The following is a 24,104-nucleotide window of genomic DNA, read 5'->3' on the forward strand; positions in this document are numbered from 1 at the left end:
GTTGGGCTTCGCTGCGCGCTGCGCCAACCTACAGGAGCCCGCTCTGTAGAGCCGGACATCCTGTAGGGGCGAATTCATTCGCCAGGCAGGACGCCGTCCTGCCGCGGTGAACCCTTACCAGAGCGGCAGGGTGTAGCTGAGGATCAGGCGGTTCTCGTCGAGGTCGTTGCCGAAGTTGGTGGTGCGCACGGTCGCGTTGCGCCATTTGAGGCCGAGGTTCTTCAGGGGGCCGCTCTGCACCACATAGGCGATGTCGGTGTCGCGTTCCCACTCCTTGCCGTCCTCGCGGCCGGCGCCCAGTTCCACGTCGTCGCCGCTGAGGTAGCGGGTCATGAAGGTCAACCCCGGAATCCCCACAGCGGCGAAGTTGTAGTCGTAGCGGGCTTGCCAGGAGCGTTCTTCGCGGTTGGCGAAGTCGCTGATCTGCACGAAGTTCACCAGGTAGGCGTCGCTGCCGTTGACGTAGGCGAAGCCGGTGTCGCCGCTCATGCGCTGGTAGCCCAGGCCGACGGCATGGCCGCCGAAGCCGTAGGTGAACATGGCGCCGAAGGCCTTGTTGTCGACATTGCTGCCGCCCTCGTCGGTGGAGCGGGCGAAGCGCAGGTCGCTCTTCAGGCTCTGGCCGTCGCCGAGCGCCAGCAGGTGGTTCAGGCTCAGGTAGTGCTGGCGGTAGAAGTCGTCCAGGCGGCTGAAGCCATAGCCGGTAGTCAGGGCGTCGTTCCACTTGTAGCTGAGGTTGGCGAAGTCGAAGGCGTCGCTGGTGGTCTGGCGCGCGCGGATGTTCTTCACGCCCACCGTGGTGATGCTCATGTCTTCGTAATCGGAGGAATCGCGCTGGTTCACCTGGGTGAGGCGTCCGGCGTCGACGGTCAGGCCGTCGATCTCCAGCGAGTTGAGCTGGCCGCCTTCGAAGGTCTGCGGCAGCAGGCGCGAGTCGTTGGCCAGCAGCACCGGCAGCTTGGGCATCAGGGTGCCCAGCTTGAGGGTGCTTTTCGAGGCCCGCAGCTTGGCGGTCAGGCCCAGCTCACCGTACTCGTCCTGGGCGCGTTTGGGCGCTTCGCGATCTCGCTTGAGCAGGCCGGAGCCGGCGCGGTCGGGGCTGGAGTCCAGCTTCACGCCGAGCAGGCCGATGGCGTCCAGGCCGACGCCGATGCTGCCTTCGGTGAAACCCGACTCGTAGCGCAGGAGGAAGCCTTGCGCCCATTCCTCGGCCTTGGCCTGCGGGGCGGCGTGCTGGCGGAAGTCGCGGTTGAAGTAGAAGTTGCGCAGCTCCAGGCTGGCTTTCGAATCCTTGATGAACTCGGCACTGGCGGGGGACGAGAGGAGCATGGCGCCGCCGCTTAGCAGCAGGCTGGAGGTGAGGATGGAGCGTTGCATGGAGGCCTCTTGTAGTTGTAGTGGACGAAGGGTGCCGTACCGGCCAGGTGGCCAGTAACGGAATGGCAATGGGAAAAAGGGCACGCCGCAAAGGAGCGACCGGCGTGCCCGGATAACGCGATGGTCAGTGGCTGCTGGCGGCTGCCGCTCCCAGGCCGGTCTGTGCACGCACGAACTGGTCGGAGTAGGCGGCGCGTTCACGGCTGGCGCGGGCGCTGCGGTCGAGGCTCGACACCAGCACGATCACGACAAAGGCCAGGGGCATGGAGAACAGCGCCGGCTGGTCATAGGGGAAGATCGCCTGGGCGTGGCCGAGTACCCCGACCCACACCGCAGGTCCGCAGATCACCAGGGCCAGTGCGCTGACCAGGCCGGTCATCCCGCCCCAGAGCGCGCCACGGGTGGTCAGGCCCTTCCAGTACATGGCCATGATCAGCACCGGGAAGTTGGCCGAAGCGGCCACACCGAAGGTCAGGCCCACCAGGAAGGCGATGTTCATCTGCTCGAAGAGAATGCCCAGGCCGATGGCGATCACACCGATTGCCACGGTGGCGATGCGCGACACACGCATTTCGTCCTTCTCGCTGGCCCCGCCTTTCTTCAGCACGGTGGCGTAGAGGTCGTGGGAGATGGCCGAGGCACCGGCCAGGGCGAGTCCGGCGACCACCGCGAGGATGGTGGCGAAGGCCACCGCGGAGAGGAAACCGAGGAACAGGTTGCCGCCAACCGCCTGGGCCAGGTGCATGGCGACCATGTTGCCGCCGCCGATCAGGGCGCCGCCGAGTTTGCCGTCGACGAAGTACTTCGGGTCAGTACCGACGATGACGATGGCGGTGTAACCGAGCACGCAGACCACCAGGAAGAAGAAGCCGATGAACAAGGTGGCGAACAGTACCGAGCGACGTGCTTCCTTGGCGTTGGGCACGGTGAAGAAACGCATCAGGATGTGCGGCAGGCCGGCGATGCCGAACACCAGGCCAAGCGACAGGGATACCGCACTGATCGGGTCCGCCAGCAGGGTGCCGGGGCCCATGATCTTGGCGCCGCTGGCGTGTACGGCAACGGCGCGCCCAGCCAGTTCCTCGAAGCTGAAGCCGAATTCGCTCATCGCCATCAGGACCAGTGCGGTACCGCCGGCGAGCAGCAGCACGGCCTTGGTGATCTGCACCCAGGTGGTGGCGATCATGCCGCCGAAGATCACGTAGATCAGCATCAGCAGGCCTACCACCACTACGGCCAGTTGGTAGTCCAGTCCGAACAGCAGTTTGATCAGCTGGCCGGCGCCGACCATCTGCACCACCAGATAGCAGCAGACGACGGTGAGCGAGCCGAGGGCGGCGAAGCTGCGTACGCGGGTCTGGTCGAGACGATAGGAGACGATGTCGGCAAAGGTGTAGCGCCCCAGGTTGCGCAGGCGCTCGGCCATCAGGAAGGTCACGATGGGCCAGCCGACGAAGAAGCCGATGATGTAGACGAAGCCGTCATAACCCTTGGCGAATACCAGGCTGGAGAGCCCCAGCAAGGTCGCCGCCGACATGTAGTCGCCGGCGATGGCCAGGCCGTTCTGGAAGCCCGAAATACCACCGCCTGCGGTGTAGAAGTCAGCGGTGGAACGGGTACGCCGGGCGGCCCACCAGGTGATGGCCAGGGTGGCCAGGACGAAGACGAAGAACATGCCGATGGCATGGAGATTGAGTGGCTGCTTTTCGGCTGTGATCGGGTCGGCGAAGCTGGTCAGAGGTGCGAGGGCGAGCAGGGCGATGAGCGCTTTCATGCGAGGTTCTCCTCGAGGATTTCCGCGCTCAGGGCGTCGAAGCGGGTGTTGGCGTGGCGCACGTACCAGGCGGTCAGCAGCCAGGAAAAGATGATGATGGCGGCGCCCAGTGGAATGCCGCGACTGAGGTGGCTGCCCTCGTACAGTGGCAGGTGCAGCCAGCCGGGCACGAAGGCCACCAGCATGATGAACAGGTAATAGATCGCCAGCACCAGGGCGCTGAGGGACCAGGCGAGGATCGCCCGCTGGCGGGCCAGGCGCTGGAACTTGGGGTTGGCCTTGATGCGCTCATAGGCCGGGGAGTGGGTGGTGTGGTGAGGGGTCATTTCGGGCTCCGCTTTAGTTGTTGTTGTCGTGCCTTTGGCTGCCGCCTTTTTCAGGCATGCAGCATTCCCGGCGGCGTCCCGTGGGACGTCGCCAAGTTCGTCGTCGCTGTGCGAGCGGGGAGTGCTATCAGCGACCGCCGGCCCCTCCAGGGGCCAGCAGGTGATGGGTAGCGCTATGGCGTCTGGCCGCCGGCAGGCGCGGCGGCACAGGGGAAACGGGAGGGCAGGGCGCGGCAGCGCCGGAACCGGTCGTCCATGATCGGGGCATCGCGCGTCCGGCGATGCTCTGGCAAGGCATGTGCCCGGCACGGAGGCCGGAAATCAGGCATGCACTCATGCTCGTAGCCCTGTGTTCTTGTTGGCTGAGGGGCTGGCCAGGCCGCGAAAAAATCACTTGGCCGTGGGGCGATGGCTGTGAGTATATGTAGGCATCCATCCACCAATGAACAGACAAAAAATCCTGATGGACATGCAAAAAAGTGCCAGCCTCGACCAGGTGAAATGGGATGACCTGCGATTCTTCCTTGAGGTCGCCCGTACACGTACTGCCACCGGGGCCGCGCGGCGCCTGGGCGTCGACTACACCACCGTATCGCGACGCGTGCGCGCCCTGGAGCAGGCACTCGGTGCGCTGCTGTTCGAAAAATCGCGCGCGGCCGGCTTCGTCCTGACGGTGGAAGGGCAGCGTTTGCTGGGCCATGCCGAAACCCTGGAAAGCACCTTGCAGGCGGCTTGCGAGCAGGTGTCGGGTACGCGCCTGGGGCTCTCCGGCCATGTGCGCATCGGCTGTACCGAGGGCTTTGGTTCCTACTTCGTGACGGCACAGATGAGCCGCTTCCTCGAACGCTATCCGCACATCTCCGCCGACATCCTGCCGGTGCCGCACTTCGTCAGCCTGTCACGGCGTGAAGCGGATATCGCGATCACCCTGGAGCGGCCCGAACGCGGTCCCTACGTCTGTTCGAAACTGGCCGACTATCGCCTTCGCCTCTACGCCACGCCTGAGTACCTGGCCGGGCATGCACCGATCGAGACCCGCGAGGATCTGGCGGGCCACCCCTTCATCACCTACGTCGAAGACCTGGCGTTCAGCCCCAAGCTGCTCTATCTGAACGACCTGCTGCCGGGAGCCATGAGCCAGCTGCGCAGCACCAGTGTCATCGCCCAGTACCAGGCAGCATTGCAGGGCCGGGCGCTGGCCATCCTGCCGTGCTTCCTGGTCGCCGGTGATCCCCGGTTGCAGGCGGTGCTGCCGGACGAGGTGGAAGTGACCCGGCAATTCTGGATCTACTACAGCGAGGATCTGCGGCGCCTCAAGCGCATAACCCTCGTCGCCGAACATCTCCATCGTTGCGCCGACCTCAATCGCGGATGGCTGATGGGGGAAGAACACCGGTTGCAGATTCCAACGCTGGAGTGATGATCGGGTGGGTCCAGGCCCGGGATAAAGAGGTCGGCGTTGTGCCCGGTGGTGGATCCGCCTCCTTCCAGGGAGCTACCGCAAGTCACACGGGAAGAGGAGATGCGCTATGGACCGATTCACCGGCGGTTGCCTGTGCGGCAACGTTCGCTTCGTGGCGTCGGGGCGCCCGTACCGGGTCGGCATTTGCCATTGCCTGGACTGCCGCAAGTTTCATGGGGCGCTGTTTCACGCGTCCGCGGTGTTCCCCCAGGAGGCGGTGACGATAGAGGGCGAAACACGCGACTACGCCGGGCGGTTTTTCTGTCCCCGCTGCGGCTCGTCCGTCTTCTCGCGCACCGCTGACGAAATCGAAGTGAACCTCGGGTCTCTGGATGCCCCTGACCAGCTGCGGCCAACCTACGAGCTCTGGTCCATCCGTCGCGAGTCCTGGTTACCGCCGTTTCCACTCACGCGGCGCTACGAGCGCGATCGCGAAAGCACGGGGCGTACTGAGGAATAAGCAGCGCGCATGGCGCGGGATGAGGTCCAGCGAACTCAGACACCCGCGCCGTGCAGGAACATCTGCTCCAGCACATTGGCTGAACTGGAACTGGCCGCCCGTCCACGGCGCTCGGCATCGACCATGCCGCAGACCATGGTGGTGAACAGCTCGCTGAAGACCGCCGCGCTGATGTCGATGCGAAACACGCCTTGTTGCTGGCCGCGCAGGAAGAAGGCGTCCAGGGCGTGGATGTAGGACAGCCAGCGCGCGCCACCTCCCTCTGGAGTGAGGAACTCGGGGCTGTACTGGAACATCAGGAACACCAACATCTCGCGGTGGGTCAGGTGCCCATCGATCAGGCAACGCAGTGCCTTCAGCGGTTCGGCACGTTCCAGGTCGGCGGCGACGATGATCTGGTGGAGCAGCTCCTCGCCGTGACCCTCCAGCATGTCCACGAGGTTGTCGCGCGTGCCGCAGAAGCGGTGCAGCGTCGCCTTGCTCACTCCGGCCGATTCCGCCAACTCCTTCAACGTTGCACGCGGGCGGTCGACGATGGCCACGGCCAGCGCCTTCAGGAGTCGTTCGTCATGGGCAGTCAGGGACATCAGCGGGTCTCGGCTCGGTTTCGGGTTGCGCGCATTGTGCAGAAAAAGTCCAGCGCATCCAAAGGCAATGACACATGCAAACACAAAAGAATCAAATGAGACAATATTGACTCATTTAAATCTTGAGGCGATCATCTGCGCCGTTTTCAATCTGCCGTGGGTGAATCATGGGTGGTGTACGTGTAGTAGGGATGGTCTGCGCCCTGGTGGCGCTGATGACATTGATCACGCTGGTGGGGTGCGGCCCTGCGCAGGAGCAGGAGGCGCAAGCCGAGGTAGCACGGCCGGTTGCCGTGTTGACCGTGGTCACCGAGCCGCTGGTGCTGACCTCGGAGCTGCCGGGCAGGATCGAGCCCGTGCGAGTCGCCGAGGTGCGGGCGCGGGTGGCTGGCATCGTCCTGGAAAAGCGTTTCGAAGAAGGCGCGGACGTCAAGGCCGGCGACCTGCTGTTCCAGATCGACCCGGCCCCGCTCAAGGCGGCGGTTTCCCGTGCTGATGGTGAACTGGCCCGCGCCAAGGCCGCGCTGTACGAGGCTCAAGCGCGCGTGAAGCGATACGCGCCGCTGGTGGAGATCGAGGCAGTGAGTCGCCAGGATTTCGACAGCGCCATGGCTGACCTCAGCGCCGCGCAGGCGACGACCCGCACGGCCCAGGCCGACCTGGAAACCGCGCGCCTGAACCTGGGCTATGCCTCGGTCAAGGCGCCGATTTCCGGGCGCATCGGGCGCGCGCTGGTGACCGAGGGCGCACTGGTGGGGCAGGGCGACGCCACTTTGATGGCGCGCATCCAGCAGCTGGACCCCGTCTATGTCGATTTCACGCAATCGGCGACAGACGCCTTGCGCCTGCGCGAAGCGCTGAAAGCCGGAAATCTCTCCGCTGGCGACAGTGGCGCGCTTTCCATCCGCGTCGAGGGCACCGAATACGAGAGCAAGGGTTCGCTGATGTTCACCGACGTGGCGGTGGACCCGAGCACGGGCCAGGTTTCCCTGCGCGGCAAGTTCGCGAATCCGGACGGCGTCCTGCTCCCGGGCATGTATGTGCGCGTGCAGGCCCCCCAGGGCATGGACGACCAGGCCACCCTGGTACCGCAGCGCGCTGTGCAGCGTACCGCCGACGGCGGTGCCCTGGTGCTGGTGGTAGGCGAGGACAGCCGTGCCGAAGTGCGCACCGTGAAAACCGGTGTCATGCAGGGCGCGCGCTGGCAGATCAGTGAAGGGCTGAAGGGCGGCGACCAGGTCATAGTCGGTGGCCTCGCCGGACTGCAGCCCGGTGCCAAGGTCGCGCCGCAGCAGGCGCAGGACCAGCAGGCGTCGCGCCAATAAGGTCGGCTTCGCCGCGAGGAATTCCCAATGTCTCTGTTCTTCATCAAACGCCCCAACTTCGCCTGGGTGGTGGCGCTGTTCATTTCCCTGGCCGGCCTGCTGGTCATCCCGCTGCTGCCGGTGGCGCAGTATCCCAGCGTGGCACCGCCGCAGATCTCGGTCACCGCCACCTATCCGGGCGCCTCGGCGAAGGTGCTGGTGGAGTCGGTCACCAGCGTTATCGAGGAGTCGCTCAATGGCGCCAAGGGCCTGCTCTATTTCGAGTCGACCAACAACTCCAACGGCATCGCCGAAGTGGTGGTCACCTTCCAGCCCGGCACCGACCCGCAATTGGCCCAGGTGGACGTGCAGAACCGCCTGAAGAAAGCCGAGGCGCGCATGCCGCAGGCCGTGCTCAGCCAGGGGCTCCAGGTGGAGCAGACCAGTGCCGGCTTCCTGCTGATCTACGCGCTCAACTACAAAGACGGCGCCGAGCACGCCGACACCACGGCGCTGGGCGACTTTGCCGCGCGCAACATCAATAACGAGCTGCGCCGTGTACCCGGCGTCGGCAAGCTGCAGTTCTTCTCTTCCGAAGCCGCCATGCGCGTGTGGATCGACCCGCAGAAGCTGGTCGGCTACGGGCTGTCCATCGATGACGTGAGTGCCGCCATTGCCGGGCAGAACGTCCAGGTGCCGGCTGGCAGCTTCGGCAGCTCGCCGGGCAGCACCGAGCAGGAGCTGACCGCGACTCTGGCAGTGAAAGGCACCCTGGACAGCCCGGAGGAGTTCGGCCGCATCGTTCTGCGCGCCAATGCCGACGGCTCCACGGTGAAGCTCGCCGACGTCGCGCGTCTGGAAGTGGGCAGCGAGAGCTACAACTTCGACTCGCGCCTGAACGGCAAGCCGGCAGTGGCCGGGGCCATCCAGCTGTCCCCCGGCGCCAACGCGCTGCAGACCGCCGCCCTGGTGAAGGAACGCCTGGCCGAGCTGTCGGTGAACTTCCCCGCGGACGTCGAGTACTCGGTGCCCTACGACACCTCGCGCTTCGTCGACGTGGCGATCGAGAAGGTGATCCACACGCTGCTCGAAGCCATGGTGCTGGTGTTCCTGGTGATGTTCCTGTTCCTGCAGAACGTCCGCTACACGCTGATTCCGTCCATCGTGGTGCCGGTGTGCCTGCTGGGGACGCTGGCGGTGATGTACCTGCTGGGCTTCTCGGTGAACATGATGACCATGTTCGGCATGGTGCTGGCCATTGGCATCCTGGTGGACGACGCCATCGTGGTCGTGGAGAACGTCGAGCGAATCATGGCCGAAGAGGGACTGTCCCCGGCTGCGGCCACGGTCAAGGCCATGGGCCAGGTCTCCGGCGCCATCATCGGCATCACCCTGGTGCTATCGGCGGTGTTCCTGCCGTTGGCCTTCATGGCCGGTTCGGTGGGGGTGATCTACCAGCAGTTCTCGCTGTCGCTGGCGGTGTCCATCCTGTTCTCCGGCTTCCTCGCGCTGACCTTCACGCCGGCGCTGTGCGCCACGTTGCTCAAGCCGGTTCCCCATGGGCACCACGAGAAACGCGGGTTCTTCGGCGCCTTCAACCGTACCTTCGATCGCCTGACCGAACGCTACACGGTGCTGAACAACGGCCTGGTGCAGCGTGCCGGGCGCTTCATGCTGGTGTACGTCGGCATCGTTGCGCTGCTGGGCTTCTTTTACCTGCGCCTGCCGGAGTCGTTCGTGCCGGTGGAGGACCAGGGCTACAACATCGTCGACATCCAGCTGCCGCCCGGCGCAACCCGCGCGCGCACCGACGCCACCGCCCAGGAGCTGGAGGGCTTCCTGCAATCCCGCGAGGCGGTTGCGTCCTCGTTTCTGGTGACGGGGTTCAGCTTCTCCGGCATGGGCGAGAACGCCGCACTGGCCTTCCCCACCTTCAAGGATTGGTCCTTGCGTGGCGCGGATCAGTCCGCCGAGGCGGAAGCCCAGGCAGTGAACGAGCACTTCGCCGTGCCGGGCGACGGCGCCATCATGGCGGTGACGCCGCCGCCCATCGATGGCCTGGGCAACTCCGGCGGCTTCGCCCTGCGCCTGCAGGACCGTGGCGGGCTGGGGCGCGAGGCCTTGCTGGCCGCTCGTGACCAACTGCTTGGCCAGGCCAACGGCAACCCGAAGATCCTCTACGCGATGATGGAGGGCCTGGCGGAAGCCCCGCAGCTGCGGCTTGAGATCGATCGAGACAAGGCGCGCACCCTCGGCGTGAGCTTCGAGTCGATCAACAGTGCGCTGTCCACCGCCTTCGGTTCGGCGGTGATCAACGACTTCACCAATGGTGGTCGCCAGCAGCGCGTGGTGGTGCAGGCGGAGCAGGGCGCGCGGATGACCCCGGACAGCGTGCTCAAGCTCTATGTGCCCAACACCGGCGGCGAACTGGTGCCGCTGAGTGCCTTCGTCAGCACTCACTGGGAAGAGGGGCCGGTGCAGATCGTGCGCTACAACGGCTACCCGTCCATCCGCATTTCCGGTGATGCCATGTACGGCGTGAGTACGGGTGAAGCCATGGCCGAAATGGAGCGCCTGGCCGCCCAGCTGCCGGCGGGCATCAGCTACGAGTGGACCGGCCTGTCCTATCAGGAGAAGGTGGCCAGCGGCCAGGCATCGCAGCTGTTCGCGCTGGCCATCCTGGTGGTCTTCCTGGTGCTGGTGGCGCTCTACGAGAGCTGGTCGATCCCGCTGACGGTGATGCTGATCGTGCCCATCGGTGCGCTGGGCGCGGTGCTGGCGGTGATCGTCGCCGGCATGCCCAATGACGTGTACTTCAAGGTCGGCCTGATCACCATCATCGGCCTGGCGGCGAAGAACGCGATCCTCATCGTCGAGTTCGCCAAGGAGCTCTGGGAGCAGGGGCGCAGCCTGCGCGAAGCTGCCATCGAGGCCGCGCGCCTGCGCTTCCGTCCCATCGTGATGACCTCCCTGGCCTTCATCCTCGGCGTGGTGCCGCTGGCCCTGGCCACGGGCGCCGGCGCGGCCAGCCAGCGCGCCATCGGCACTGGCGTGATCGGCGGCATGCTCGGCGCCACGTTGCTGGGGGTGATCTTCGTGCCCATCTGCTTCGTCTGGGTGCTGTCGCTGCTGCGGAGCAAACCCGCCCCCGTTGAACAACCGACCCAGGCCCTGGAGTGATCGCCATGCGCAAATCCGTCTTTACCGTTTCGGCGCTGGTGTTCGCCCTGTCCCTTGGCGGCTGTTCCATGGCCCCGACCTACGAGCGCCCTGCAGCGCCTGTTCCCCAGGCCTGGAACACCGACAGCAGTCAGTCCGGCGCCGAAGTCGGCGGCCTCGACTGGCAGGCCTTCATCACCGACGCCGAGTTGCACCGCCTGGTGGAGATCGCCCTGGACAACAACCGTTCCCTGCGCCAGACGCTGCTGGACATCGAACAGGCCCGCGCGCAGTACCGCATCCAGCGCGCCGACCGGGTGCCGGGGCTCAGCGCCGGCGCCTCGGGCAATCGCCAGCGGGTCCCGGCTGACCTGGCCAGCGAAGGCGTCTCGGACGTTACCAGCAGCTACCAGGTCGGGCTTTCGCTGCCCGAATACGAGCTGGACCTGTTCGGCCGGGTGAAGAGCCTGACAGACTCGGCGCTGGAGCAGTACCTCGCCACTGAGGAAGCGGGCCGTAGTGCGCAGATCGCGCTGGTCGCCGAAGTCAGCCAGGCCTACCTGACTTACGACGGCGCGCAGCGTCGCCTGGAACTGACCCATCGCACCCTGGCCAGCCGCGAGGACTCTTTTGTGCTGATCGAGCAGCGCCGAGCCGCCGGTGCCGCCACCGCGCTGGACTACCAGGAGGCGCTGGGACTGGTGGAACAGTCCCGCGCCGAGCTGGAGCGGAACCAGCGGCAGAAGCAGCAGGCGTTCAACGCCCTGGTGCTGTTGCTCGGTACGCAGGACGCCGCGAAGGAGCTTCCAGCGGTATCACGGGACGAACTGCGGCTGATCCAGGACATTGCCCCCGGCACCTCGTCCGACCTGATCGAGCGGCGCCCGGACATCCTCGCCGCCGAACGCCGCCTGAAAGCGCGCAATGCCGATATCGGCGCGGCGCGCGCGGCGTTCTTCCCGCGCATCAGCCTGACCGGCAGCTTCGGCACCTCCAGCGCGGAAATGTCCGGGCTGTTCGGTGGCGGATCACGGTCCTGGAGCTTCGTGCCGAACCTGTCGCTGCCGCTGTTCGATGCCGGACGCAACAGCGCCAACCTGGATCTGGCCGAAGTCCGCAAGGACGCCGCGGTGGCTGAATACGAAGGCACCATCCAGACGGCGTTCCGCGAGGTGGCGGACGCCCTGGCGGCCACCGACACGTTGCGTCGCGAAGAGGTCGCGCGGCGTGCCCTGGCCAACACCAGCAACGAAACCCTGAAGCTGGCCAAGGCCCGCTACGAGGGCGGCGTGGACAGCCATCTGCGCTACCTGGATGCCCAGCGCAGCGACTTCCTCAACGAACTGGCGCTTATCGAGACCAGCACCGAGCGGCAGATCGCCCTGGTCGACCTGTTCCGTGCCCTTGGTGGGGGCTGGGCGCAGCAGTCCGTCAGCGGTTCGAATGGGGTGTCGGGTGGGTAGGTAGGCTGGGATACCTCGCGCAGAGGAGCTTACGGGGTGCTTTTTTCCAGGAGTTTTAATTAAGGTGAGCCGCGCTAAGCAGGGTGGTTTCTCCCTCTGCCGGGCGATCGTCATGTCAATTGATCACGGAATGATGCCGATGAGTGACTACCTGCACCTGAACAAGGCCAATTGGGACCAGCGCGCGCCCCTGCACGCAGCGTCCAGCGGCTACGGGACCGAGGCGTTCGTGAAGGACCCTGCGCACCTTTCGGATGTGGTGCGCTTCGACCTTCCGCGCCTGGGTGACATCGCCGGCCAGCGTGGCGTGCACCTGCAATGCCATATCGGCACCGACACGCTTTCCCTGTCGCGGCTCGGTGCGCGGATGACCGGCCTCGACTTTTCGCCTGCATCCCTGGAACAGGCACGACTGCTGGCGCAGCGTTGCGGCGCGGAAATCGGTTTCGTCGAGTCCGATGTGTGTGCCGCCGACCGGGTGCTGCCGGCTGGCGGTTTCGATTTCGTCTACACCGGCATCGGCGCCCTGTGCTGGCTGCCGCGCATCGACGACTGGGCGCGCGTTGTGGCGGCACTGTTGAAACCGGGCGGGCGCCTGTTCATCCGCGAGGGCCACCCGATGCTCTGGGCGGTGAACGAGGATCGGGAAGACGGCCTGGTGATCGAGTACCCCTATTTCGAGCGGGCCGAGCCCACGGTGTGGGACGACGACAGCACCTATGTGGAAACCGATACCGCGCTTACCGCTACCCGAACCCATGAGTGGAATCATGGCCTGGGCGAGATCATTTCCGCGCTGTTCCGGCATGGCTTGCAGCTCACAGCCCTGGAGGAGCATGACAGCATCCCCTGGGAAGCCTTGCCCGGTCGGATGGTGCTGGACGAGTGCGGCGAATGGCGGTTGGCGAAGGAGCGCTGGCGGTTGCCGCTGAGCTACACCCTGCAGGCGGTAAAGCTGGGGTAGGGCAGATTTCGGGCCCCTGCATGAATGGATCGAACGCATAAAAAAAGTCGCCACGGTGCGGTCAGCTTACGGGGGGAGGTGGCGACCGTGGCGACTCCAGCTGTCCTCTGCAAGGGGACAAATTTCACGGTAGTCGATGCCAGTAAAACGTGCGTCGATTTCCCGTCGGAACGCCGCCGGAGATGTAACGCTTTTTGACAAGGTGTCTTGCCCCCGCAGTTGCAGAACGATTGCCTCCGCTACATCGCAGCGGCTGCTATAAGTCTGGAAGGCTCCAGGTGGGGGACTCCGGATGGACATGGCAGCAATCCTCGGCAGGCAGGCATCGGAAGCTGGGGGCGGGGCGAATGCGCCGGTCCAGCAGTTCAACCTGCTGCGCTGGTTCTCGCTGGTCAGCTTGGTGATCATCGGCAGCGTGGCCATCGGTGTTGGCACCGTGTCGACGCGCTTCTTGGTGAGCGAAAGCCTGGAGCGCGACGCCATGCTCTCCGCGCAGTTCATCCAGACCCTGGCCCTCGGCGAGATGCGCCACCACGGGCTGGAGGGCATGGAGATGGGTGACGTACTGGTGCCCCATCACTACGGAATGCTTACCCGGTCCACGGCGGAGAGCCGCGAACGGGCCCGCTCCGAATTCCTCGATCACCTGTCCCATGTGCCGGATTCCCTGCTGGCCACCATCTTCTCCCCGGACCGCACGGTGGTCTGGTCCACCAACCCTGACCTGATCGGGCTGCAGATCGAGGCCGACGAAGCGCTGGACGAGGCCTTCGAGTCCGGTGGCCGCGTGTCCGCCGAGTACAACGAGGTAGAGGAAGGCCGGGTGGAACAGAAGTTCCTGAGCCCGCCGAAGATGTTCTTCATCGAGAACTACATCCCGCTCACCGACGCCAAGGGCGAGGTAAAGGCGATGGTGGAGATCTATAAGGAGCCGGTGGACCTGATCGACCGGGTCAACCGCGGCTACCGGATGATCTGGCTGGCCACGGCGATCGGCGGCCTGCTGATGTACTTCGGCCTGTACTGGATCGTGCGCCGTGCGTCCCTGCTGCTCGCGGCGCAGCAGAACCAGTTGGTGGCCAACAGCACCTATGTGGGGCTGGGGGAAATGTCTTCGGCCGTGGCTCACAGCCTGCGCAATCCGCTGGCCTCGATCCGTTCCAGCGCCGAGCTGGCCCAGGAGATGGAGGGGCCGCAGGCGCGCAAGTGCGTCGACGACATCATCACCCAGGTCGACCGTATGTCTGCCTGGGTGCGGGACCTGCTGCTCTGCCTGCGGCCGTTGCAGGGCGACTCGGAGCAGGTGGACACCCTGGAAGCGGTGCGCGCCACCCTGGGCAATTTCGACCAGCAACTGACGCGCTCCCACATCGAAGTGGACTGCAGCGCCACCGCCGCGCCCATGGTGGTCAGCCACCAGCTCCTGCTGGCGCAGGTGCTCAACAGTGTGATCGCCAATGCCATCGAGGCCATGCCCAATGGTGGCCGACTGAGCATCACGGCCACCCCCGACAGCAGCGGCCAGTGGCTCAACCTCACCATCAGTGACACCGGCAAGGGCATGTCGCGGCAGCAGGAGATGATGGCCTTCAAGTCCTTCTACACCACCAAGCAGGGCGGGCTGGGTATCGGCCTGATCATGGTCAAGCAGATCATGGAGCGCTTCGGCGGCAGGGCCAGCCTGACCAGCCGCGAGAACGAAGGAACCGCCGTGTGCCTGAGCTTCAAGGTGGCGGAGCGCACCGCCTGAAGCTTCAGCTGAGGAGCTGGCGTAGCTCCTCGTTGATGGGCATCGGCCTGAAGGCGCTGACTCTGGTCCACCCTGTGGTTACTTCAGGGGCAAGGGGCTAACTCGTGGTGGGCTGAAGCCCACTCTACGTGAGTGTCTTGTGGGGGCGAATTCATTCGCGAAGGGCAGCGTAGCTGCCCCAGCAAGACCGCAGGGCGCACCTGCGGTCCGCAAGGCGATTGAAATCGCCCCCACATGGGTACTGCCTGCGGACCTAACGCGCACCGCCTCGCTGTTGCTGGAAATACTGGCGGAAGAACTCCACGGTCACGCGGATCTTGGCCGAGGTGGCAAGGGGCGCGGCGTACACCGCCCAGATGTTCGCCGGCTGCCGATACTCGGGCAGCACCTGCACCAGGCGTCCGTTCTCCAGGCTTTCGCCCACGTCCCACCAGGAGCGCAGGGCGATGCCGCGTCCGTCCACGGCCCACTGGTGGACGATCTCGCCGTTATTGGCCGAGAGGGGGCCGGTGACCTTCACGTTTTCTTCTCCGGCCGGTCCGTGCAGGCGCCAGACACCGAAGGGGTGGTCGCGCTCCTTGATCACCAGGCAGTCGTGCCCGGCCAGCTCCGCGAGGTTGCCGGGCTCGCCATGGCGCGCCAGGTAGGAGGGGGCGGCGCAGAGGATGCGGCTGTTCTCGGCCAGCGGCTTGGCGATCAGGTTGGGGGCGATGTTGTCGCCGATGCGGATGTCCAGGTCGAAGCCTTCGTCGATCAGGTCCACCAGCCGGTCGAACAGGTCCAGGCGGATATCCAGCGCTGGATACCGCTCCGACAGCGCCGACAACGCCGGGGCCACCAGGCGCCGGCCGAGACCGAAGCTGCTGACGATGCGCAGTTGCCCGCGCGGTTCCTGGTGCAGCTCGGACACTTCGTCAGTCATCCGTTCCACCGCGTCGAAGATGGTCTGCGCCCAGCGGTAGACCCGCTCGCCGTCTTCGCTCACCGCTACGCGACGGGTGGTGCGGTGCAGCAGGCGCACGCCGAGGCTTTCTTCCAGTAGGCGGATGCGCTTGCTGACGAAGGCGGGGGAGGTGCCCATCTCGCTGGCGGCAGCGGCGAAGCTGGAGCGGCGGGCGACGAGGACGAAGACGCGGAGGTCTTCCAGGTTCGGCAGACTATTCACGATTCGTGTCTTATCTATCAATGAAGTGCTGGATTATCTTTGCTGTTGGCCCTTATAGCATGGTCATCACCCCGCCTGAACAGGGCGCCTTCACCAAGGGCACGACCAGATGAACAAGAAGACATTCAAGATCGCCGCGATCCCCGGCGACGGCATCGGCAACGAAGTTCTCCCCGAAGGCCTGCGGGTCGTCGAAGCAGCCGCTCGCAAGTGGGGCCTGGACCTTTCCTTCGAGACCATCGAATGGGCCAGCTGCGACTACTACCTGCAGCACGGCAAGATGATGCCGGACGACTGGTTCGAGCAGCTCAAGGGTTTTGACGCGCTCTACTTCGGCGCCGTGGGCTGGCCGGACAAGGTGCCCGACCACATCTCCCTCTGGGGCTCGCTGCTGAAGTTCCGCCGCGAGTTCGACCAGTACGTGAACATCCGTCCGGTGCGACTGTTCCCTGGCGTGCCGTGCCCGCTGGCCGGCCGTGAGCCCGGCGATATCGACTTCGTGGTGATCCGCGAGAACACCGAGGGCGAATATTCCTCCCTGGGCGGCCGCATGTTCGAAGGCACCGAGCACGAATTCGTGCTGCAGGAGTCGGTGTTCACCCGTCGTGGCGTCGACCGCATCCTCAAGTACGCCTTCGACCTGGCCCAGACCCGCGAGCGCAAGCAGCTGACCGCCGCCACCAAGTCCAACGGAATGGCCGTGAGCATGCCCTACTGGGACGAGCGGGTGGCTGCGATGGCCGAGAAGTACCCGGAGATCAAGTGGGACAAGCAGCACATCGACATCCTCTGCGCGCGCTTCGTGCTGCAGCCGGATCGCTTCGACGTGGTGGTGGCCTCCAACCTGTTCGGCGACATCCTCTCCGACCTGGGCCCGGCCTGTGCCGGCACCATCGGCATCGCGCCCTCGGCCAACCTCAACCCGGAGCGCAACTTCCCGTCGCTGTTCGAGCCGGTCCACGGTTCGGCCCCGGACATCTACGGCCGCAACATAGCCAACCCCATCGCCATGATCTGGTCCGGCGCGCTGATGCTGGACTTCCTGGGCAATGGCGACGAGCGCTACAAGGCAGCCCACGACGGCATCCTGCAAGCCATCGAGCGGGTGATTGCCGAAGGCCCGGTGACACCGGACCTGGGCGGCAAGGCCTCGACCCAGGAAGTGGGCAAGGCCATCGCTGACGCACTGTAAGACTTATCCGGCCGCCCCGTGAGAACGAGGCGGCCGGCGCTTTTCCGCAGGTGACAGACGGCCTGCAAATTGTCCGACAGGAGTTGCGTTGAAGGCACATTTCGGACAAGCTGTTAACCAATGGATTAACGTAAACCAATGATTAACAAGTAGCGTAGTCCGGCGAACCCCCTGCCTGATGGGGCGCCGGGTTATCCAGTTCCAGGAGACATCGATGTCCAACAACAATAAGAAAGACATGTTCTTGATCACGGCGAGCCTGATCGCCGTGGCGCTGACCGTGATCGGCCTTGCTGCGTTCCCTGCCGAGTCGGAGGCCATGGCCAACCGGCTCTTCGAGATTTCCACCCGCACCTTCGGCACCACCGTGCAGTTGTTCGTGTTCGGCACCGCCCTGGCCGTGCTGTACCTGGCGTTCAGCAAGTACGGCAACATCCGCCTGGGCAACGGCAAGCCCGAGTACACGAACATGACCTGGGTGTTCATGTTCATCTGCGCCGGCATGGGCTCCTCGACCCTTTACTGGGGCGTGATGGAGTGGGCGTACTACTACCAGACGCCTGGCCTGAACATCGCTGCCGGCAGCCGTGAAGCGCTGGACTTCAGCGTCAGCTATTCCTTCTTCCACTGGGGCATCAGCGCCTGGTCGCTCTATGCACTGTCGTCGCTGGCGCTCGCCTATCACTTCCACGTGCGCAAGAAGAGCGGTCTGGGCCTGGCTTCGATCATCGAAGCGGTCACCGGCTTCCGTGCCAACGGCCCGGTGGGTCGCCTGGTTGACCTGATCTTCCTGCTCACCATGTTCGGCGCGCTGACCGTGTCCCTGGCGCTCACCGCGTCCACCCTGACCCGCGGCCTGTCCGGCCTCACCGGCATTCCGGACACCTTCGTCACCCAGTTGGTGGTGATCGGTGCCGTCGCGGTGATCTTCTCCTTGAGCTCCTACATTGGCATCGACGGTGGCATGCAGCGCCTGTCGAAGATGGTGTGCGTCGGCGCCCTGGCCTTCGCTGGCGTGGTGTTCCTGGTCGGTCCGACCCAGTTCACCCTGAACAACACCGCCAATGCCATCGGCCTGATGATCCAGAACTACGTGCACATGAGCCTGTTCACCGACCCGGCGGGCGACGGTGCCTTCACCCGCAACTGGACGGTGTTCTATTGGCTGTGGTGGGTGTCCTACGCGCCGGGCGTGGCGATGTTCGTCACCCGTGTATCCAAGGGCCGCAAGATCAAGGAAGTGGTCGCTGCACTGCTGCTCGGCGGTAGCGTGGGCTGCTGGTTCTTCTTCGGCGCGCTGGAAAGCTACAGCATGCACCAGTTCATCACCGGCGCCATCGACGTGCCGCGCATCCTCAGCGAGCAGGGCGGCGAGACAGCCGTGGAAATGCTCCTGACCTCGCTGCCCTTCGGCAAAGTGTTCCTGGCGGTGTACCTGTTCATCATGGCGGTGTTCTGCGCTTCCCATATGGACGCAGCGGCCTACGCCGTGGCTGCCACCAGCACCCGCAACCTGAAAGAAGGCCAGGACCCGACGCCGACCCATCGCCTGTTCTGGTGCGTGATGCTGACCCTGATCCCGCTGGCCATGCTGTTCGCCAAGGCGTCGCTGTCCACCATGAAAACCGCCGTGGTGCTGACCGCGATCCCCTTCCTGGTGATCCTGCTGACCAAGATCTACGGCTTCTTCAAGTGGATGATCCAGGACTACGGCAGCATGCCGGCCCACCTGATCGAGGAAGAAGCGGTACGCCGCGGCCTGGACGACAGCGTCGAGCCGCCGAAAGCGGAAGAGGGCGTGCGCCTGAAAGCCGCTACCGCGCAATGAGTTGAGTTGTACCTGCACACGGATGTGCAGGAACTTGTAGGTTGGTCTGAGCTATGCGAAGCCCAACGATTCCGGCGTGATTGTCATACACCCACGTTGGGCCTCGCGGGGCTCGGACCAACCTACGGGCCAAAAAATTTTGCCCGATCTGTTAACTGACAGATTTGTGTTAACCAAAAGTAAAAAGCTGTGATGGCCCGGCCCGAACCGGCGCCCTTAATGCCTGGAGTACATAAGATGAACGATATCCAACGCCTGCCTGCTGACTTCTGCGCCAACGCCGATGAGGCCTACACAATTCCTGCCAGCTACTACACCCGCCCGGAAGTCTTCGATTTCGAGAAAGAAAAGATCTTCGCCAACAGCTGGGTCTGCGTGGGCCATCGCAGCGAAGTAGCCGAGAACAACGCGTACATCACCCGCGAGATCATCGGCGAGAGCATCATCGTCGTGCGCGGCCGCGATGCCGAACTGCGCGCCTTCTACAACGTCTGCCCGCACCGTGGCCACCAGCTGCTGCAGGGCGACGGCAAGGCGAAGAACGTGATCACCTGCCCGTACCACGCCTGGACCTTCAAGCTCGACGGCGAGCTGGCCCACGCGCGCAACTGCGACCACGTCGCCAACTTCGACAAGGCCAACTCCAGCCTGGTGCAGCTGCGCGTGGAGGAATACGCCGGCTTCATCTTCGTCAACATGAACAAGGACGCAGGTTCAGTCGAAGAGCAGCTGCCCGGTCTGCAAGCACGCATCCGCCAGGCCTGCCCGGTGGTGGACGACCTGCACCTCGCTGCCCGCTTTGTCACCGAGACCCCGGCCAACTGGAAGTCCATCGTCGACAACTACATGGAGTGCTACCACTGCGCCCCGGCTCACCCGGGATTCTCCGACTCCGTCGACGTCGGCCAGTACACCCACACCATGCACGGCAACTGGTCCCTGCAGTACGGCCTGGCCAAACCGTCGGAGAAGTCCTTCAAGTTCGACGAGTCGGTGAAGGACCCGTCCTTCAGCGGCTTCTGGGTCTGGCCGTGCACCATGTTCAACGCGCCGCCCGGTGGCAACTTCATGACCGTGATCTACGAGTTCCCGGTCAGCGCCGAAGTGACCCTGCAGCACTACGACATCTACTTCCTCAACAAGGACATTACCCCCGAGCAGCAGTCGCTGATCGAGTGGTACCGCGATGTGTTCCGTCCGGAAGACCTGCGCCTGGTGGAAAGCGTGCAGAAGGGCCTGAAGTCCCGCGGCTACCGTGGCCAGGGCCGGATCATGGTGGACAGCCAGCGCAGCGGCCAGAGCGAGCACGGCATCGCCCACTTCCACAACCTGATCGCCGTCGCCCACCTGGACCGTTGATGACCGTGGCCGCCGCCCGCGTGCGGCGGCCTGCGTCACGTGTATGAGGAATTCCCGAGTGAACCTGAAAGACAACGACCTGTTCCGCCAGCAGGCCTTCATCGCCGGCGCCTGGTGCGACGCCGATGACGCTCGCACGGTGGACGTGACCGACCCGGCCAGCGGCGATCTGCTGGGCCGCGTGCCGAACATGGGCGGCAGCGAAACCCTGCGCGCCATCGAAGCCGCCGATGCCGCACTGCCGGCCTGGCGTGCGCGCACCGCCAAGGAACGTGCGCAGATCCTGCGGCGCTGGTTCGAGCTGATGCTCCAGCACGAAGACGACCTGGCGCGCCTGATGACCCTGGAGCAGGGCAAGCCTCTGACCGAAGCCGTGGGCGAAATCCGCTATGCCGCGTCGTTCATCGAGTGGTTCGCCGAAGAGGGCAAACGCATCTATGGCGACGTGATTCCCTCGCCGGCCGGCGACAAGCGCCTGGTGGTGATCAAGCAGGGCATCGGCGTCTGCGCCGCCATCACGCCCTGGAACTTCCCCTCGGCGATGATCACCCGCAAGGTGGCGCCGGCCCTGGCGGCGGGCTGCACCATCGTGGTCAAGCCGGCCAATGAAACCCCGTTTTCCGCCCTGGCACTGGCCGAACTGGCGAAACGCGCGGGCGTGCCGGACGGCGTGCTCAGCATCGTCACCGGCGACGCGATCGCCATCGGCGCCCAGCTCACCAGCCACCCGCTGGTGCGCAAACTGAGTTTCACCGGCTCCACGCCGGTGGGCCGCCTGCTGATGGGCCAGTGCGCGCCCACCATCAAGAAGGTGTCCCTGGAGCTGGGCGGCAACGCGCCCTTTATCGTCTTCGACGACGCCGATATCGACGCCGCCGTGGAAGGGGCGTTGGTCGCCAAGTACCGCAACGCTGGCCAGACCTGCGTCTGCGTCAACCGCTTCTACGTGCATGACGCCATCTACGACGCTTTCGCCGAACGCTTCGCCGCCCGTGTGCGCGACCTGCGCGTCGGCCATGGCCTGGAAGGCGCTACCCAGATCGGCCCGCTGATCACCGGCAAGGCGCTGGACAAGGTGCAGAGCCTGATCGCCGACGCGGTGGAGAAGGGCGCCGACATCCTGGTGGGCGGCGATGGCCACGAACTGGGCGGCAACTTCCTGCAACCCACGGTGCTGACCGGCGTGGCGCCGGGCATGCAGCTGCTGGATGAGGAAATCTTCGGTCCGGTGGCGCCCCTGGTGCGCTTCTCCTCTGACGAGGAAGTGGTACGCCTGGCTAACGACACCCTCTACGGCCTGGCGGCGTATTTCTACAGCCGCGACATCGGCCGCGTGTGGAAGATCGCCGAGCAGTTGGATTACGGCATGGTCGGCATCAACACCGGCCTGATCTCCAACGAGGTGGCCCCTTTCGGTGGCGTCAAGCAGTCCGGCCTCGGCCGTGAAGGCTCGAAGTACGGCATCGAGGACTACCTGGAAATGAAGTACCTGTGCCTCGCCGTCTGACGGCGGGCACCACGCACCATCAGGGCGGCGCCCGGCGCCGCCCGCAGTCGCAACAGAGGTGAGCGATGGCCAACTCCTACGAAATGATGTCTGCCCGCGTGACCGCGGTGGAGCAGGCAACCCCCCAGATCAAGCGCTTCACCCTGGAGCGCGTCGATGGCCAGCCGCTGCCGGCCTTCACCGGCGGCAGCCACATCATCGTGCAGATGAAGGGCGCCGACGGCCGCCAGTTCAGCAATGCCTACTCGCTGATGAGCGACCCGGCCGATACCGCCAGCTACCAGATCGGCGTGCGCCTGGAAGAACAGTCCAAAGGCGGTTCGGCGTTCATGCACCAACAGGTCGAGGTGGGCACCGAACTGGTCATCTCCAGCCCCAACAATCTCTTCGCCATCGATCCTGCCGCCGGCAGGCACGTGCTGATCGCCGGTGGCATCGGCATCACGCCGTTCCTTGCCCAGCTCCCCGAGCTGCGCGCCCAGGAAGCCCGCTACGAGCTGCATTACGCCTTCCGCAGCCCGGAACACGGTGCCTTCCAGGGTGAACTGGCCGACGGTCCCCATGCCGGGAACGTGCGCTTCTACGTCGACAGCCTGGGCACCTCGCTGAACCTGGCGGAACTCATTGGTGGCATGGACGCGGATGCCCATGTCTACGTCTGCGGTCCCAAGCCGCTGATCGACGCGGTGATCGCCACCGCCAAGGCCCAGGGCATCCCGGACGCCCGCGTGCACTGGGAACAGTTCGCCGCCGCGCCGGTCACCGGCGGTGCCTTCACCGTAGTGCTGGCCCAGTCCGGTCGCGAGCTGCAGGTGGAGGAGGGCATGACCATCCTCCAGGCCATCGAGAAATCCAACGCCGCCCAGGTGGAATGCCTGTGCCGCGAGGGTGTTTGCGGCACCTGCGAGACCCGCATCCTCGAAGGGGAAGCCGAGCACTTCGACCAGTACCTCTCCGACGACGAGAAAGCGGCTCAGCAGACCATGATGCTGTGCGTCTCCCGCGCGAAGGGGCAGCGTCTTGTTCTAGACCTGTAAGGCAGCGGGATAGGGCGGAACCGGCGACGTGTATACTGCGTCGCCTGGCTCAGGGACATGCTCGCCATGACAGAAAACAGCTTCGCCTTCCGCCTCAAAGAACTGCTCGAACACCAGAAACTGACGCTTCAGGCCGTGGCCACCGTGCTCGGTATTTCGCGTACGGCCGTCCACAAGTGGACCCGTGGCGGCGAGATCGACTACGACAACCTGCGCATGCTGGCCACCTTCCTCAAGGTCAACTGGATCTGGCTGCGCTATGGCGACGAAGCTCTGCAGGATGCCCAGCACGTCGAGGTGCAGGACCTCCCCATGACTGACGTGCGACGCAAGTACACCGCCCAGATCATGGAAAGCGAAGCGCGCATGAAGCTGGCCCAGGAAAGCGCCGGCATCGTCAACTGGGAATGGAACCTGATCACCGACGAAGTCTCCTACTCGGCCAACGTCGAAGCCGTGTACGGCTGGCCGGTGCGCCGCAACGAAGACTTCTGGTGCCACCTGCACCCGGACGACGTCACCGCGCTGCAGGCCATCTACCGGGATTGCGTGGCCGAGGGCAAAGGCTACGAGTTCGACTTCCGCATCTTTCATCCCAACGGTGAGCAGCGCTGGATCACCTCCCGCGCGACGTCGCTGCAGGACAGCTCCGGCCGTTCGGTGAAGATGGTCGGCGTAAGCCTGGACAGCACCGAGCGCAAACGGGTGGAAGACGAGCTGCGCCAGAGCGAGGAACGCTTCCGCGCCATCTTCGAACTGGCCGGCGGCGCCCTGGCCTACATCGGCCTGGACGGCAAGTGGCAGCGGGTCAATCAGCCGCTGTGCGAACTGCTGGGCTACAGCGCCGAGGAACTTGCCGACCTGACCTTCCAGGAATTGACCCACCCCGAGGACCTTTCCGCCAACCTGGCCCAGGTCCAGCGCCTGCTGGATGGCCAGGAAACCGTCAGCACCATGGAAAAACGCTTCCGCCGCAAGGACGGCAGCTACATCTGGGTGAAGGTCCGCACCTCGGTCCAACGCAACCCCCGCGACGGCAGCCCGGAACACATGATCAGCGTCTACGACGACATCACCGCCCTGCGCGCCGAACACCAGGCGCTGACGGCGCGTATTGCGGAGTTGGAGCAGCGACTGGGCTTGGTGAAGGCCCCGTGTGGGGGCGATTTCAAACGCTGAGGGCGGCGGAGCTGCCCCTTCTGTAGAGGTCGGGCAGGACTGCGTCCTGCTTGGCGAATGAATTCGCCCCCACAGGAAGGGTGCCCCCGGGATCTACAGAGCCGCCGGCGCGAGTCACCCCTCTCCTCTTCGGGGAGAGGGGCCGGGGGAGAGGGTGATTACCGGCAGCTCGGAGTATCAGGGCAGCCCTTCGGCCTGCTTGGCGAATAAA

General features: G+C 65.0%; 18 protein-coding genes. 13 read left to right on the plus strand and 5 right to left on the minus strand.

Annotated elements, in window-relative coordinates; genetic code table 11:
• Positions 1-114 precede the first annotated feature (114 nt).
• From E8F06_RS22510 to E8F06_RS22520, 3 genes are all read right to left on the minus strand, one after another.
• A complete protein-coding gene (locus E8F06_RS22510) occupies positions 115-1,377 on the minus strand; it encodes an OprD family porin (RefSeq protein ID WP_280371196.1) in 1,263 nt (420 codons plus the stop codon).
• A 124-nt stretch (positions 1,378-1,501) separates the two neighbouring features.
• Complete coding sequence (locus E8F06_RS22515; protein WP_280371198.1) at positions 1,502-3,151, minus strand: cation acetate symporter; 1,650 nt, start codon at positions 3,149-3,151, stop codon at positions 1,502-1,504.
• On the minus strand, positions 3,148-3,477 hold the full coding sequence (locus tag E8F06_RS22520) for a DUF485 domain-containing protein (RefSeq protein ID WP_280371200.1): 330 nt from the start codon (positions 3,475-3,477) through the stop codon (positions 3,148-3,150). Before E8F06_RS22520 ends, E8F06_RS22515 begins: the two co-directional genes overlap by 4 nt.
• A 463-nt stretch (positions 3,478-3,940) precedes the next feature.
• On the opposite strand from E8F06_RS22520, the gene E8F06_RS22525 reads away from it, so the two are divergent.
• Together E8F06_RS22525 and E8F06_RS22530 are read left to right on the plus strand one after the other, a co-directional pair.
• Positions 3,941-4,897 (plus strand): LysR family transcriptional regulator, encoded by a 957-nt coding sequence (locus tag E8F06_RS22525; RefSeq protein ID WP_280371202.1) that lies wholly within the window; start codon positions 3,941-3,943, stop codon positions 4,895-4,897.
• Between the two features lie 109 nt (positions 4,898-5,006).
• Positions 5,007-5,399: a GFA family protein gene (locus tag E8F06_RS22530; protein WP_280371203.1), complete on the plus strand. Its 393-nt coding sequence runs from the start codon at positions 5,007-5,009 to the stop codon at positions 5,397-5,399.
• Positions 5,400-5,434: 35 nt separating this feature from the next.
• Here the strand turns inward: E8F06_RS22530 and E8F06_RS22535 are convergent, their stop codons facing one another.
• Entirely contained in the window at positions 5,435-5,986 is a 552-nt protein-coding gene (locus tag E8F06_RS22535) for a transcriptional regulator (RefSeq protein ID WP_280371205.1), read from the minus strand.
• Between the two features lie 167 nt (positions 5,987-6,153).
• Between E8F06_RS22535 and E8F06_RS22540 the strand changes: the two genes are divergently transcribed.
• The 5 genes from E8F06_RS22540 (at position 6,154) to E8F06_RS22560 (ending at position 14,626) form a co-directional block, all read left to right on the plus strand.
• Positions 6,154-7,311, plus strand: a complete 1,158-nt coding sequence (locus E8F06_RS22540; protein ID WP_280371207.1) for a MexC family multidrug efflux RND transporter periplasmic adaptor subunit — start codon at positions 6,154-6,156, stop codon at positions 7,309-7,311.
• A 27-nt stretch (positions 7,312-7,338) separates the two neighbouring features.
• A complete protein-coding gene (locus E8F06_RS22545; RefSeq protein ID WP_280371209.1) occupies positions 7,339-10,470 on the plus strand; it encodes an efflux RND transporter permease subunit in 3,132 nt (1,043 codons plus the stop codon).
• Between the two features lie 5 nt (positions 10,471-10,475).
• Positions 10,476-11,912, plus strand: coding sequence for an efflux transporter outer membrane subunit (locus E8F06_RS22550; protein ID WP_280371211.1), 1,437 nt, complete (start codon positions 10,476-10,478; stop codon positions 11,910-11,912).
• Between the two features lie 139 nt (positions 11,913-12,051).
• Positions 12,052-12,876: a class I SAM-dependent methyltransferase gene (locus tag E8F06_RS22555; RefSeq protein WP_280371213.1), complete on the plus strand. Its 825-nt coding sequence runs from the start codon at positions 12,052-12,054 to the stop codon at positions 12,874-12,876.
• 298 nt (positions 12,877-13,174) lie between these two features.
• Positions 13,175-14,626 carry a HAMP domain-containing sensor histidine kinase gene (locus E8F06_RS22560; protein WP_280371360.1) on the plus strand — a complete coding sequence of 484 codons (1,452 nt, stop codon included), beginning with the start codon at positions 13,175-13,177 and terminating at the stop codon, positions 14,624-14,626.
• Positions 14,627-14,879: 253 nt separating this feature from the next.
• Here the strand turns inward: E8F06_RS22560 and E8F06_RS22565 are convergent, their stop codons facing one another.
• Positions 14,880-15,791, minus strand: coding sequence for a LysR substrate-binding domain-containing protein (locus E8F06_RS22565; protein WP_280371215.1), 912 nt, complete (start codon positions 15,789-15,791; stop codon positions 14,880-14,882).
• A 109-nt stretch (positions 15,792-15,900) separates the two neighbouring features.
• Here E8F06_RS22565 and E8F06_RS22570 point away from each other — a divergent pair, with 109 nt between their 5' ends.
• The 6 genes from E8F06_RS22570 to E8F06_RS22595 all read left to right on the plus strand — a co-directional run bounded on the left by E8F06_RS22570 (position 15,901) and on the right by E8F06_RS22595 (position 23,893).
• On the plus strand, positions 15,901-16,983 hold the full coding sequence (locus E8F06_RS22570; protein WP_280371217.1) for a tartrate dehydrogenase: 1,083 nt from the start codon (positions 15,901-15,903) through the stop codon (positions 16,981-16,983).
• 214 nt (positions 16,984-17,197) lie between these two features.
• On the plus strand, positions 17,198-18,811 hold the full coding sequence (locus E8F06_RS22575; RefSeq protein ID WP_280371219.1) for a BCCT family transporter: 1,614 nt from the start codon (positions 17,198-17,200) through the stop codon (positions 18,809-18,811).
• Positions 18,812-19,048: 237 nt separating this feature from the next.
• A complete protein-coding gene (locus E8F06_RS22580) occupies positions 19,049-20,170 on the plus strand; it encodes a ring-hydroxylating oxygenase subunit alpha (RefSeq protein WP_280371221.1) in 1,122 nt (373 codons plus the stop codon).
• A gap of 58 nt (positions 20,171-20,228) precedes the next feature.
• Positions 20,229-21,677 (plus strand): NAD-dependent succinate-semialdehyde dehydrogenase, encoded by a 1,449-nt coding sequence (locus E8F06_RS22585; RefSeq protein WP_280371223.1) that lies wholly within the window; start codon positions 20,229-20,231, stop codon positions 21,675-21,677.
• Positions 21,678-21,742: 65 nt separating this feature from the next.
• Positions 21,743-22,714 (plus strand): PDR/VanB family oxidoreductase, encoded by a 972-nt coding sequence (locus E8F06_RS22590; protein WP_280371224.1) that lies wholly within the window; start codon positions 21,743-21,745, stop codon positions 22,712-22,714.
• A 66-nt stretch (positions 22,715-22,780) separates the two neighbouring features.
• Entirely contained in the window at positions 22,781-23,893 is a 1,113-nt protein-coding gene (locus E8F06_RS22595) for a helix-turn-helix transcriptional regulator (RefSeq protein ID WP_280371226.1), read from the plus strand.
• Positions 23,894-24,104 lie beyond the last annotated feature (211 nt).

This window comes from Pseudomonas sp. BN411 (genome assembly GCF_029871235.1).
Lineage (GTDB): Bacteria > Pseudomonadota > Gammaproteobacteria > Pseudomonadales > Pseudomonadaceae > Metapseudomonas.

What these genes read in the sequence shown, in the direction of transcription:
- E8F06_RS22520 (WP_280371200.1), bottom strand. Translation starts at nt 3,477, where the DNA reads ATGACCCCTCACCACACCACCCACTCCCCGGCCTATGAGCGCATCAAG.
- E8F06_RS22580 (WP_280371221.1), top strand. Translation starts at nt 19,049, where the DNA reads ATGAACGATATCCAACGCCTGCCTGCTGACTTCTGCGCCAACGCCGAT.
- E8F06_RS22560 (WP_280371360.1), top strand. Translation starts at nt 13,175, where the DNA reads ATGGCAGCAATCCTCGGCAGGCAGGCATCGGAAGCTGGGGGCGGGGCG.
- E8F06_RS22535 (WP_280371205.1), bottom strand. Translation starts at nt 5,986, where the DNA reads ATGTCCCTGACTGCCCATGACGAACGACTCCTGAAGGCGCTGGCCGTG.
- E8F06_RS22510 (WP_280371196.1), bottom strand. Translation starts at nt 1,377, where the DNA reads ATGCAACGCTCCATCCTCACCTCCAGCCTGCTGCTAAGCGGCGGCGCC.
- E8F06_RS22540 (WP_280371207.1), top strand. Translation starts at nt 6,154, where the DNA reads ATGGGTGGTGTACGTGTAGTAGGGATGGTCTGCGCCCTGGTGGCGCTG.
- E8F06_RS22555 (WP_280371213.1), top strand. Translation starts at nt 12,052, where the DNA reads ATGAGTGACTACCTGCACCTGAACAAGGCCAATTGGGACCAGCGCGCG.
- E8F06_RS22570 (WP_280371217.1), top strand. Translation starts at nt 15,901, where the DNA reads ATGAACAAGAAGACATTCAAGATCGCCGCGATCCCCGGCGACGGCATC.
- E8F06_RS22545 (WP_280371209.1), top strand. Translation starts at nt 7,339, where the DNA reads ATGTCTCTGTTCTTCATCAAACGCCCCAACTTCGCCTGGGTGGTGGCG.
- E8F06_RS22515 (WP_280371198.1), bottom strand. Translation starts at nt 3,151, where the DNA reads ATGAAAGCGCTCATCGCCCTGCTCGCCCTCGCACCTCTGACCAGCTTC.
- E8F06_RS22525 (WP_280371202.1), top strand. Translation starts at nt 3,941, where the DNA reads ATGGACATGCAAAAAAGTGCCAGCCTCGACCAGGTGAAATGGGATGAC.
- E8F06_RS22595 (WP_280371226.1), top strand. Translation starts at nt 22,781, where the DNA reads ATGACAGAAAACAGCTTCGCCTTCCGCCTCAAAGAACTGCTCGAACAC.
- E8F06_RS22550 (WP_280371211.1), top strand. Translation starts at nt 10,476, where the DNA reads ATGCGCAAATCCGTCTTTACCGTTTCGGCGCTGGTGTTCGCCCTGTCC.
- E8F06_RS22590 (WP_280371224.1), top strand. Translation starts at nt 21,743, where the DNA reads ATGGCCAACTCCTACGAAATGATGTCTGCCCGCGTGACCGCGGTGGAG.
- E8F06_RS22575 (WP_280371219.1), top strand. Translation starts at nt 17,198, where the DNA reads ATGTCCAACAACAATAAGAAAGACATGTTCTTGATCACGGCGAGCCTG.
- E8F06_RS22530 (WP_280371203.1), top strand. Translation starts at nt 5,007, where the DNA reads ATGGACCGATTCACCGGCGGTTGCCTGTGCGGCAACGTTCGCTTCGTG.